Annotated in this window: 8 protein-coding genes and 1 pseudogene; 7 read left to right on the forward strand and 2 right to left on the reverse strand. The window is 71.7% G+C overall.

From position 1 onward, the window contains the following. Nucleotides 1–140: 140 nt before the first annotated feature. From ACXAHD_RS28225 to ACXAHD_RS28245, 5 genes and pseudogenes are all read left to right on the forward strand, one after another. Nucleotides 141–2726, forward strand: a pseudogene (locus ACXAHD_RS28225) (ATP-binding protein); the annotation flags it as partial. A 1-nt stretch (nucleotide 2727) separates the two neighbouring features. Next, nucleotides 2728–4656: an MFS transporter gene (locus ACXAHD_RS28230; RefSeq protein WP_475054409.1), complete on the forward strand. Its 1929-nt coding sequence runs from the start codon at nucleotides 2728–2730 to the stop codon at nucleotides 4654–4656. A gap of 6 nt (nucleotides 4657–4662) precedes the next feature. Beyond that, nucleotides 4663–5211, forward strand: a complete 549-nt coding sequence (locus ACXAHD_RS28235; RefSeq protein WP_281552796.1) for a hypothetical protein — start codon at nucleotides 4663–4665, stop codon at nucleotides 5209–5211. Continuing rightward, entirely contained in the window at nucleotides 5208–6335 is a 1128-nt protein-coding gene (locus ACXAHD_RS28240; protein WP_281552795.1) for a M23 family metallopeptidase, read from the forward strand. The genes ACXAHD_RS28235 and ACXAHD_RS28240 overlap by 4 nt, the downstream gene beginning before the upstream one ends. A gap of 34 nt (nucleotides 6336–6369) precedes the next feature. Next, nucleotides 6370–6957, forward strand: coding sequence for a hypothetical protein (locus tag ACXAHD_RS28245; protein ID WP_281555805.1), 588 nt, complete (start codon nucleotides 6370–6372; stop codon nucleotides 6955–6957). A gap of 40 nt (nucleotides 6958–6997) precedes the next feature. Here ACXAHD_RS28245 and ACXAHD_RS28250 read toward each other — a convergent pair whose 3' ends face one another. Continuing rightward, nucleotides 6998–7504 carry an Rv0361 family membrane protein gene (locus tag ACXAHD_RS28250; protein ID WP_281552794.1) on the reverse strand — a complete coding sequence of 169 codons (507 nt, stop codon included), beginning with the start codon at nucleotides 7502–7504 and terminating at the stop codon, nucleotides 6998–7000. Nucleotides 7505–7763: 259 nt separating this feature from the next. On the opposite strand from ACXAHD_RS28250, the gene ACXAHD_RS28255 reads away from it, so the two are divergent. After that, nucleotides 7764–10562, forward strand: coding sequence for an FtsK/SpoIIIE domain-containing protein (locus ACXAHD_RS28255; protein ID WP_289211984.1), 2799 nt, complete (start codon nucleotides 7764–7766; stop codon nucleotides 10560–10562). Beyond that, the gene (locus ACXAHD_RS28260; protein WP_475054413.1) at nucleotides 10559–11251 is read left to right on the forward strand and encodes a hypothetical protein; all 693 of its coding nucleotides are present in this window, start codon (nucleotides 10559–10561) and stop codon (nucleotides 11249–11251) included. Before ACXAHD_RS28255 ends, ACXAHD_RS28260 begins: the two co-directional genes overlap by 4 nt. Before the next feature lie 15 nt (nucleotides 11252–11266). On the opposite strand, the gene folE is transcribed toward ACXAHD_RS28260, so the two are convergent. Further along, the gene (folE, locus tag ACXAHD_RS28265; RefSeq protein ID WP_475054416.1) at nucleotides 11267–11893 is read right to left on the reverse strand and encodes a GTP cyclohydrolase I FolE; all 627 of its coding nucleotides are present in this window, start codon (nucleotides 11891–11893) and stop codon (nucleotides 11267–11269) included. Between the last annotated feature and the right edge of the window lie 92 nt (nucleotides 11894–11985).

Below are 11985 nucleotides of genomic sequence, written 5' to 3' on the forward strand. Positions count from 1 at the left end.
GGGAAGAAGAGGAAAGCAAAAAAAGGAAAGACAAACAACAATAGGCGGATTGTCGAACCACCACACAGCCACCGGGGAGTGGCAGGGGAAGGTGGGCCTGCCGTTGGGCCGCCGAGGTCGACCGGCCGGACAAGTTGATCAAGCCGGTGCCGGTCCGCCCCCCGAAGGTCAAGTTCACCGACCGGGACCCGGCCGCCGAACTCGCCATCACCGAGATCGCCGGCCACCTCACCTTCACCCCGAACACCGTGACCGCCTGGTACTGGCTGCCCGAGGTGCGCTGGGCGTTCCGGCCCGACGCCGAGCGGGAGGTGCTGCTGTCAGCCATCTCCGAGCAGTACGCCGGCCTGGCCGGATTCCGGGTGCACCTGCGCCGCACGACCCGGCCGTTCCCGGCCGACGAGTGGGCCCGCACCATCGACTCGCTAACCAGCAACCCCCTGCCCAACGTCTCCGACGCGGTCTCCTGGTCCGACCACCTGGTCGCCGCGCAACGGCACCTGATGGCGGTCAACCACGCCGAAGGGCAGACCTACCTGGGCATCACCTTCGCCCGCCGGTCGCTCGGCGACTCACTGTCCGAACGGGTGCTGCGGCTGTTCGGCCGCGGCGTCGCCGAGAGCGAACGCCGCCGGCTCGGCCGGATGGTCGAGCAGTTCGACGAGGTGCTGGGTGCCTTCGGCATGCGGGGTCGACGGGTCACCGCTGGCGAACTCGAATGGCTGCTCTACCGGTCGGTCGCGCTCTGCATGAACCCGCCAACCATGCTCTCGCCGGTCCGAAACGGCAACTGGGACCGCGGCGACCTGCTCGCCCTCACCGAGCAGGTCGAGCGCTACCGGACCCCGTACGGCTCGACGCTCAAGCTGGTCAACCGGATGACCGGCGAGGAGCGGCACGTCGCGGTGCTGGCAGTCGGCCGGATGGAGCCGCTGGAGATCCCGGAACGCCACGAGCCGTGGATGCACTTCCACGAACGGCTGCCGTGGCCGATGGAGATCTCCTCCCGGATCGACCTGCTCGGGCCGGCCGACTCGTTCCGCAACCTGGAGCACCGGCTCCGGATGATCCGCTCCCAGCAACTGGACTACGCCGAGCACGGCATCGACGCGCCGCCGGAACTGGAACGGCTCGCCAAGCGGGCCCTGCACATCGGTGACGAGATGACCACCGGCCTGCCGGTCGAGTCCGCCCGGGCGCACGGCTGGCACCGGATCGCCGTCGGTGGCCGGACCCGCGAAGAGTGTCTTGAACGGGCCCGCCGGCTGATCCAGCTGTACTCCCGGGAAATGCGCATCTCGCTGCAGCATCCGAAGAACCAGGACTGGCTGGCCCGGGAGTTCATCCCTGGGGAGCCGGTGGCGAACACCGGATACATCCGACGGATGCCGGTCAACCTGCTGGCCGCCGCGCTGCCGCAGGCCGCGTCGACGGTCGGCGACCGGCGCGGCGACCTGATCGGGCGGACCGCCGGCACCTGCCGCCGGCCGGTCTTCCTCGACCTGCACTTCCCGATGGAGGTCCGGGAACGTTCCGGGCTCGCCGTCTTCGTCGCCGAGCCGGGCGGCGGCAAGTCGACCCTGCTCGGCGCCCTCGGCTACCTGGCCGCCCGGCGCGGCGTGCAGGTCACCCTGCTCGACCCGTCCGGGCCGCTGGCCCGGCTCTGCGCCATGCCGGAGCTACGGCCGTACTCGCGGGTGCTCAACCTGACCGGTTCCGAACAGGGCACCCTGGCACCGTACTCTCTCATCCCCACACCGGTGCGCGGCGAGTTCGCCGCCGGAGCCGCCGGCGACCGCGAGTACGAAATTTCCGTGTCGAACGCCCGGGCCGAACGCCGGATGCTGGTCCAGGACATCTGCATGATGCTGGTGCCGCCGCAGGTGGCCCGGGAGTCGTCGACGGCCACCCTGCTGCGGCACGCGGTCCGCCAGGTGCCCGCCGAAGAAACCTCCACGCTGGACGACGTGGTCGCCTGCCTCAGCGGGCTCGACGACGACGGCCGTGAGCTGGCCAACCTGCTGCTGGACACCGCCGAGATGCCGCTGGCCCTGCTGTTCTTCGGCTCGCCGGAGCCGGGCCTGCTCGGTGCCGACGCCGCGCTGACCGTGATCACCATGGCCGGGCTGCGGCTGCCCGACCTGAAGATCGAACGCGAGTACTGGTCGGCCGAGGAGGCGTTGGCTCTGCCGATGCTGCACACCGCCCACCGGCTGGCGGTACGCCGCTGCTACGGCGGCTCGATGGGGTCACGCAAGCTCGTCGGCCTCGACGAGGCGCACTTCATGGAGGGCTGGCGCTCCGGCCGGTCCTTCCTGGTCCGGCTGGCCCGCGACTCCCGCAAGTGGAACCTGGCCGCGCTGGTCTCGTCGCAGAATCCACGGGACATCCTGGGGCTGGACGTGCAGAACCTGGTCTCCACCGTCTTCGTCGGCCGGATCGCCGAGGACGAGGAGATCGCCGCCGAGGCGCTGCGCCTGCTGCGTGTCCCGGTCGACGACGGTTACGAGGCGACGCTCGCCTCGTTGTCTAGCGTAGACAGTTCTTCCGCGAGCCGACTGGGCTTTCGGGAGTTCATCATGCGCGACGTGGACGGTCGGGTGCAGAAGGTCCGGGTGGACGTCTCATACGTGGACGGACTGCTCGACCACCTCGACACCACACCCGGTACGCCGCAGGCGGCACCCGCCGGTCTGCCGACCGCGCTCAGCGACCTGGAGGTGTGACGTGGCGAGGACCGCGACCCGGTGCACCGCGCTCCTGCTCGCCGTCCTGACAGCCGCCGTGGCGAGCATCTCCTGGCCGGTACTCGGCGCGGCCGCTCCGGCCCAGGCCGCCCCGGCCGGGCCGGTCGCCCAACTGCCCGCCCAGGCACCGGCCGACCTGTGTCCGGTCGAGGCCTGGCAGGCCGACTTCCGGGCCTGTCTCGACCGACTGCAGGACGTCAGCTCGGCCCGCGCGCAGTGCCTCGACCCGCCAGCACCGAGCGCCCCCGACTCCGGCTTCGGCGGTTGGTTCGCCACCCAGCCGGAGACCTCCGAGGGCGCCATCGGCCACTACACCAACTATGGGTACGCCGGCTACCGGTTCCCGACGTACGACCTCAACGGCGGATGTGCCTCCTCGGTGGTGAACGCCGACGTAGGTGTGTTCAACGGGGTCGCCAACCTGGAGATGATGGTCGCCACCGCGATCGTCGGCGCGTCCAACGCGATCCGGGAACGGGCCTGGGACCCGGGGACCATGTACGCCTGGGCCGACCCGCTGGTGGCGCAGGCGACCACGGCGATCTACGAAGAGGTGTTCACGGTCTTCGGGCTGATCACCCTCTGTGTGGTGGGCCTGTACCTGATCTGGCGGTCACGTCAGTCGGACATGAGCAACATGATCACGACGGCCGGCTGGGCGGTCCTGATCATGGTGGTGGTGACCGCGATCGCCGCCTGGCCGGTCCGCTCGGCGAACCTGGCGGACGAGGCGCTGACCAGCACACTGGGCGTGGTCCACGAGGCCGTCGGCCCGCGGGCCGTCGAGGTGACACCGGAGGAGTGCCCGTACCCCGACCCGCAGCAGTGTGCGGACCTGCGTCCGCCGGCTGTGCGGGCCAGCGACACGACCACGTCGTCGATGCTCTACCGCAACTGGCTGCGCGGCGTGCTCGGCTCGGCGGACACCGACACCGCCAAGAAGTACGGCCCGGTGCTCTACGACGCCCAGGCGTTCACCTGGTCCGAGATCGAGGAGATCCGCGCCGACCCGGCACTGCGGGAACCGATCATCGAGGCCAAGAACCAGCAGTGGATGAAGGTCGCCGAGCAGATCCGGACCGAGGATCCGGAGGCGTACGAGCATCTGCAGGGCATCCGGGAGATGGACCGGGTCGGCACCGGCCTGATCGCCATCTTCGCGGCGGCCATGTTCGCCATGTTCGACCTCGCCGCGTCGCTGCTGGTCCTGCTCGGATTCCTGCTGTTCCGTTGGGCGGTCGTCGCCGCGCCGATCCTCGGGACCATCGGTCTGCTCCGGCCGGCCGGCGCGGGGATGCGTCGACTCGGCAACGCGGTCGTCGCCGCCGTCTTCAACATCGCGATCTTCGGCACCGGGGCGGCCGTCTACCTGTTCGCAGTCGACCTGATCATGAGCACCCCCACCCTGCCGGGCTGGCTGCAGGTGGTACTGATCTGGCTCTGCGGCATGGTCGGCTGGCTGCTGCTGCGTCCGTACCGGCGGATCACCGATCTTGGCGGCCGGGACGGCGGCGGCAGTTCGTGGAACCTGCGGTACTTCCGGGAAACCCGGGAGACCCGCGAGCCCGAACAGGTCGTGGTCAAGTCCAAGGACGGACGGGACCAGACCGTCGTCAAGCAGACCGTGGTGCGGCCGGAGGCCCGGTTGGAGGACCCGAGCAGCGACAAACCCGCCGGTGGTGCCGGCAGCACCGGACCGGCCAGGGAGCGGCCGGACGGCCGGGAGGACGGCTCCGAACCCACCGCCCAGCCCGGGTCGCCCCGACCATCGAGCCGACCCCGTCGCGCGTCGACGTGGACCGCGCCCGACGTCCCGGCCGAAGAGCACCAGTACGCCGTCTACCGGCCCGACAGCACCCGCAAGCCCGACGAGGCGCCGAAGCCGCGCATCCGTACCGAAGCTCGGTGACCCGGAATGCGTCCCGTCATCGCCTTGCTGACCCGGTTCCTCTTCCGGTCCCGGGTCGGGCTGGCGGTCGTGCTGCTCGTCGTCGTGGTCAGCGTGGTCGGCGTCGGTCAGGTCGTCGGCCGCGATGACGGGACCAGCGGGCCACTGCTGGGTGCACCCGGACCACAACCGGCATTGACCATCGACCCGACCGCCGGTGACGACGGAATACGGTCGGTGGCACCTGCCCCTGACCCGGTGACCAGCCCCGGTGCCGCAGATCCGCCGACGGTCGCCGTCGCGTTCGCGACCGCCTGGCTCGATCGCGGCCTCGACGCCGAGCAGTGGCACGCCGGGCTGCGGCCGTACGCCACCGAGGAACTGGCCGAGAAGCTGGTCGGCGTCGATCCGGTGGCCGTGCCGGCCGAGCGGTTGACCGGTGAACCGGCGGTCATTTCGTACGCGACGAATCTGGTCGAGGTGGTGATCGAGGTGGATTCCGGTACGTTGCGGCTACGGTTGACCGGCTCCGACGGACAGTGGCTGGTCGACGGCGTCGACTGGGTGCGGGCATGAACGACAGCCCCGGCATGCGGACCCGCGCCGCCCGGCACGTCGCCCTGACCGTGGCGCTGACCGCGACGCTGGTGCTGCTCTGCTGCACCGGCGGGATCGGTGCGGTGCTGTTCAGCGACGACGAGCCGGATTCGGCGCTGTTCGCCGCCTTCGGCTGCGGGCGGGACGGCCCGGTCGACCCCGACCAGGCGCCCCGGGTCGGGCCGTACGGGCCGGACCAGGTCGCCAACGCGGCGGTGATCATCAACACCGGCGCGGAGCTGTCGGTTTCGCCGCGCGGCTGGGTGATCGCGGTGGCAACCGCCATGCAGGAGTCGGCACTGCGGAACCTGGGGCATCTCGGCGACCGCAACGACCACGACTCGGTCGGCCTGTTCCAGCAGCGACCCAGCCAGGGCTGGGGCACCCCGGTACAGCTACAGGATCCGGCGTACTCGTCGCAGAAGTTCTACCAGAAGCTGCTGACCATCGACGGCTGGGAGACGATGGCGCTGACCGACGCCGCCCAGCGGGTGCAGGTCAGTGCCTTCCCGGACGCGTACGCCAAGCACGAACCGTTGGCGACCCGGATCGTCAACATCCTCACCGGCGGCGCGGCCCGCGCGGTCGCCGGCCCGGACGGGCTGCTGCGCTGCGCCGCCGACGGCGAGGTCGCCGCCTCAGGATGGACCCGACCGGTGCCGGGCAACGTCGGGTCCGGCTTCCGGACCAGCTCCCGGCCCGGACACAACGGCGTGGACATCGCCCAGCCGAAAGGCACCCTGATCCGGGCCGCCTCGGCCGGCCGCGTCATCGTCTCCCGGTGCGACCCGGACCAGTACGGCCGCCTCGACTGCGACGTCGACGGCTCGCCCAGCAAAGGTGGCTGCGGCTGGTTCGTCGACATCCTGCACGCCGACCAGGTGATCACGAGATACTGTCACATGGTGAAGCGGCCAGAAGTCGGCGAAGGCGACCTGGTAGACGCCGGACAGGTGATCGGCGAGGTTGGCTCCAGCGGCAACTCGTCCGGCCCGCACCTGCACTACGAGATCCATCTCAACGCAGACCGCAGCAGCCGCGGAGCCGTCGACCCGGTGCCGTTCATGCGGGAGCGGGGCGCGCCGCTCGGTGAGAGTGGCTGACCGACCGGAGGAAACTGCGTTGACCCGGGACCCGATGCCGGACCCGTTCGCGGATCAACCGAACTGGGCGCCTCGACCGCCGCGACCGACAGCGCTGGTGCCAGCCGCCGTCGCAGCCACGCTACGCGGCCGGCGGGTCTGGGTTGGCCTGCCGGGCACCGGATGGCGCGGCGACCTGCGCGGCGACGAGAAGGTCGTGCAGCGCAGCCGCACCTACGTGCCGGTGCTGCCGGAGCAGGAATGGTACCGGGCCGAATCGGAGGGGGTGGAGGTGTTCGCCCCCCTGGTACCGGCCGACCGGGTCTGGGTCGAGCAGCCGGACGACACGCTGACCCACCCCGGGCGGGGCGACGTGCTGTCCCGGCTCGTGTCGCTGGATGCCCCGGCACCCCGTTTTCCGGTGCCGGTGGTTGACGCGGGGCCGCTGGTCGGCCGACGGCTGGTGCACATGGACGACGGCCAGGAGCGCCGCGACCTGCGCGCGGTGACCGAGTTGCACTCCGGCGCCGATGGGGACATCTGTGTTCGGGCGGCCACCGAGCTGGCCTGGTACCGGTGGGTTTGGACGGGTCAGCCGCCGGAGACGATCGAACTGCCGGTCCATCTGGTCTGGGTGGAGTGACGTCGGCAGCCTTGCCGGCGAGACCGAGGCGGTCGAGCGCTCAGCTCGTCTGTTCGGCTCCACACACCCGCCAACCACCCTGGTCGACCACGTGGAACCGCCAGTCGGCAGTTGTGGCGAACATCCGGCCGTTGAACGTGGCCGTCTGTCGTACGGTCGCCGAAACCACCGCCGAGCTCTCCGACTCGGACACCAGCGCGACCGACTGGACCCGCACGATGACCGTGCTGCCTCGTTCCTCGCTGGCAACGACCTGCTCCCGCAGCCGTTGGACGGCCGACAGATCCGGGTCGGTGCAGGTGAAACCGTCGGCCTGGAGGTCGTCGCGGGCCGACAGGTAGGCCACGAGGTAGCCACGGACCGTCGATTCGGGGGTGCCCCGGTCGGGGGTGGTGACGCTGGTGTAGAGGACGAACGCGACGCTGACGCCGCCGAGGCAGAGCAGCGCGGTGATCCCGGCAGCCAGCACCAACGCCAGCCGTAGCCGGCGGCCGGGTGGCACCACGGGCGGCACTCCGACGCCGGGAGCGATTCGCTGCCTGGGCACCCGTCCACGGCGTACAGGGGCCGCCGCCGGCCGGGTCTGCTCCACCCCTCGACAGTATCCGTCGCGAACGTGAGACTGAATAGCCGGTTCGAGTCCTTATTGGTCACATATCCGGCGAAGCACCCTGACGAGTACTGATCAGGCGGGAAACCTCGGTCACCCCACATCCGGCTGCGGACCGGCTGGGATACCGTCTCAGGTCTGAACTCAACCGGCGCTCGCGGACGAGCTGCCGTACAGCGGTAGGCAGGTGGTCGACATGGGCATGGACCTGGACCGCGCCGCCGCGCTGCACCGCTCGGCGGCAGCCGTCGTCACCGCGCTGGACCAGGTTGACGCGGCCGGTGGCGGCCGTACCACCGGCTCCGATCAGCACGAGGTCGCCGAGCAGCTCCGCAGCCTCGCAGCGCGGCTGGCCCCCGGCTGGTGGGGTGCCCCGCTCGACGCCCAGACCCCGACGATGCCGATGGGCGGTCTCGACCACGTCGGCCACCTGCGGATCGGCATCGCCCAGCCACTGGACGACGCCCGGTTCCCGGTGGTCGTCCCGTTCCTCGGCAGCGGGCATCTGACGCTCGACGGCGACATCCGCGACCGACGGGTCGCCGGGCTGCTGCGGGCCGTGCTGCTCCGCCTGCTGGCCGCCGTACCGCCGGAACGGGTGTCGGTGCGCACGGTGGACGGCGTCGGTGCCGCGGGCGAGGACGTGCTCGGCCCTTTCCGGCCGTTGACCGAGGCCGGCGTACTGCGCCCGGCCGCCACCGACGTCACCGGGCTGCGGGCCGCCCTGGCCGAGGCGGAGCAGTGGATCCGACCGGCCCGACCGACGGTCGCCCGGCACCACCGGCAGGGGCGGTTCATGCTGCTGATAATCGCCTCGCTGCCCGAACTCACCGACGGTGTCGTGCTCGACCGGATCGCCCGGCTTGCCCAAGTGGGCCCCGAGCATGGCCTGCATCTGGTCGTCGCCGGCTGGCCGCCGCCTCCGCTGGACACCGAGCAGACCCGCGCCGACCTGCCGTGCAGCACCATGGTGCGGCTACGGAATCCGTACGTCCTGGTCGGTGACCCGCCCGGGGACACCTTCCGCGACCTGCCGGCCGGAGCGGGCGGCGACCACCTCGGCGGTCTCGACGCGCCGGTGTACCTGGACCGGCAGCCACCCCAGCAGCTGATCGACCAGGTGTGCGCGGAACTCGTCGCCCGGTCCGAGGTCGGTGCCCGCCCACCGCTGACCGACCTGCTGCCCGACCCGGCGGACGGAACGGTCGCCGGATCCGCCGCCGACGGGCTGGTGGCCGCAGCGGGGTTCGACGGACACCGGCCGGTCCTGCTCCGGTTCAACGACATCACCCCACACTGGTTGGTGGCCGGGCAGGCCGGCGCAGAGGTGGACCAGTTCCTCACCGCCCTCCTGTACGGGCTGGCGGTACGGCACGATCCCGCCGAGGTGACCCTGCATCTGGTGGACCTGTCGCCCGGCGAGTCGTTCACCAGCGTGCTGCCCGGCGTCACCGACCCGTCCGGGCTGCCGCACATCGCGACGGCCGGGGTGGACGCCGACCCGGAGTACGGACTGTCGGTGCTGCGTCAGGTGGCGGCGGAGGTCGACCGGCGCTCCTTCCTGGCGACCCGCAATGGGACGACCCGGTTCGCCGAGCTCGCCGCCGCCACGGGCACGACCCGCGTTCTCTGCGTGCTCAAGGATCCGGCCCCAATGCTGGACCTGACCGGACCGGTCGCCGACGAGTCACTCGACCTGCTCGAACGGATCGCCAGGGGCGGGCGCGGCAGCGGAGTCCACCTGCTGATCGCCGACTCCGGGACCGGCCCAGCTCCCGGGTCGGAGCAGAGCGTCGGATCCGATGAGCCTGACGGGTCGGGCGGCTGGGTGGGCTCAGGCGGTTGGGTCGGCCCCGATCCGGCCGGCGGGTCGACCGGCGGTGGCTGGTGGCGGCGGGATTCGCTGCTGAGCCAGTTTCCGGTCCGGGTGGTGCTGGCCGGCGGTGACTGGCTCCTGGAGCCGAGCAACGACGCCGCGGTCGGGCTGCCGACGGGTCGGGCAGTGGTGAACACCGCCGGCGGGCTGGGCGGCCCGCGTGGGGCGACCCGCGGCCACGAACGTACCGTCGTGTTTCCGGATCCGTACACGGACCGGCCTGGGTTGGCCGGGCTCCGCCGGCAGCTGTGGTCGCGCCGTGCGGCCGACGCCCGGCCGCCGCAGGTCTTCGCCGGCTACCTCCAGCCGGAGCTCGAATCGGACGAGACCTACCAGCGGGTGCTGGCCGACCCGCCGGACACTCCAGCCGGACTCTTCGGCCGGGCCGTCGAGCTGCCGGGGCGGACAGCGGAGTTCCGGTTCGAACGTGCCCCCGGTCGCCACCTCGCCATCTTCGGCTCCCGGGAGAGCACCGCGAGCCTGCTGGCCACGGTGGTACGCAGCGCCGCGGCACACCACCAGCCCGGCACCGCCCGCATCCTGTTGCTGTCGATGGGCGAACACGACCGCCGGCAGTTGACCGACCTCGCCCGAGCGGTCGGCGTCCGTCAGCCGACCGAGGTGGTGGATCTGGAGGTTCTCCGGACGCTGGGCGACGCAGCCGGCCCCGCGTACCTGGTCATCGCCACCGCCGATGTTCTCGAGCTCGGCGGGCCGGCCGCCGCCCGCCTGCGCAACCTGTTGGACTCCGGGCCGGCCCGCGGCATCCATCTGCTCTCCGGCTGGGAGCAGCCGGACTCGTTCCTGGCATTTCTCGGTCCCAGTCCGGACCTGATCTCCGGGATCGTCCTGCTCGACCGGCCGGTGACCGAGCAGGCCGCGACGGCCGGGCCAGTCGGGTTCGCCGGCCGGCTGCCGGCTTGGCACCCCCGCCCGCAACGTGGTCTGTTGTACGACGCGCAGACCGACCGGCGCACCGTCTTCGTCCCGTTCCAACCGGCCGGGACCGGGACCGACACCGGGGAGGGACGCGTCGTGGCCGACACCGGGGAGGGACGCGTCGTAGCCGACACCGGGGAGGGGCGCGTCGTAGCCGACACTGCGGAGGGCGCGGCGTGACTGGGAACGGCACCGGAGACGAGTGGGCGGAGTACGTAGCGGCCGCCCGACGGTTGGCCCGGCTACGCCACGGCCAAGGGCGGCCAACGGACGGTCCAGCTGGCGACCGGCGCTCAAGGGACCTGACGGTGCTGCGCGACCGGCTCGCTGTCCAGCGGCGTCAACTGGTCATGCTCGGCGTACCGCCTGGCCTGCTCAATCCGATGCCGCCGGAGGTAGCCGCGGTCCACGCCGCGGTCAGTGCCTCAGCCGGGGCTTCGGTCGGTGCCGCAGTGCGGATGCCTGCCTCCTTGGCAGTCGGGTCGCCGGCCCGGCAGGCGGCGATCGCGCGAGCGCACGCGCAGGTCGACGCCGCCAACGGCGACCTGGCCGTCGCGGCGGGTCCGTCTGGCGGTCCCCCGCCGTGGCTTCGCAACCTGCTGGTGTACGGGCCGTTCGCGGTGATCGTCCTGATGATCCAGTTGGCCATGTTCGTGGTCGCCGGAGACCAGGCACCGCTGGGCTACGCGCTCGGCTGCGGGCTGGTCCTGCCGCTGGTCGCGTTCGGCCTTGGCTGGCTGGCGGTCGGTTTCGTATTCGGCGGGCCGCGCCAGCGGCCGGACCGCACACCGTTGGTGGGGGCGCTGGTCTGCGCGGTCCCGCTGGTGCTGGCGTTGGTGCTGGCGGCGCTGATCTCGCTGCTCGGGTGAATCGGGCAGTTGGCGTCAGCTGTGGATGATCAGGCTCATCGCTTCAGCACGGGACTTGGCGTCGCGTTGGAACACACCGCGTACGGCCGAGGTGATGGTACGGGCACCAGCCTTCTGAATGCCGCGCATCGCCATGCACATGTGTTCGCACTCCAGCACGGTGACCACACCGCGCGGCTCCAGCCGGCTCATCAGCATGTCGGCGATCTGCGAGGTGAGCCGCTCCTGGACCTGTAGCCGCCGGGCGTAGACCTCGACCAGGCGGGCCAGCTTCGACAGGCCGGTTATCCGGCCGGTCGCTCCGGGAATGTACCCGATGTGCGCCACGCCCCGGAACGGCAGCATGTGGTGCTCGCACAGCGACATCACCTCGATGTCGCGGACCAGCACCAGCTCGTCGTGGTCAGCCTCGAAGGTGGTGGTGAGCACCTGGGCCGCGTCGGCCCGCAGGCCCGCGAGCAGCTCGGCGTACGCCCGAGCGACCCGGGCCGGCGTCTGGCGCAGCCCGTCGCGGTCCGGGTCCTCGCCGACGGCGATGAGGATCTCCCGTACGGCGCGCTCGATCCGGGTCAGGTCGACGGAGCGTTCGACCGGCGTGCCGTTGAGTTTGCCGTTGATCAGTCGGGCGGCGAGATAGTCCAGCGGGGGGGGGGGGGGGGGGGGGGGGGGAGGGGGGGGGGGGGGGGGGGGGGGGGGGGGGGGGGGGGGGGGGGGGGGGGGGGGGGGGGGGGGGG

It is taken from the genome of Micromonospora sp. ABR4_055 (assembly GCF_056160425.1).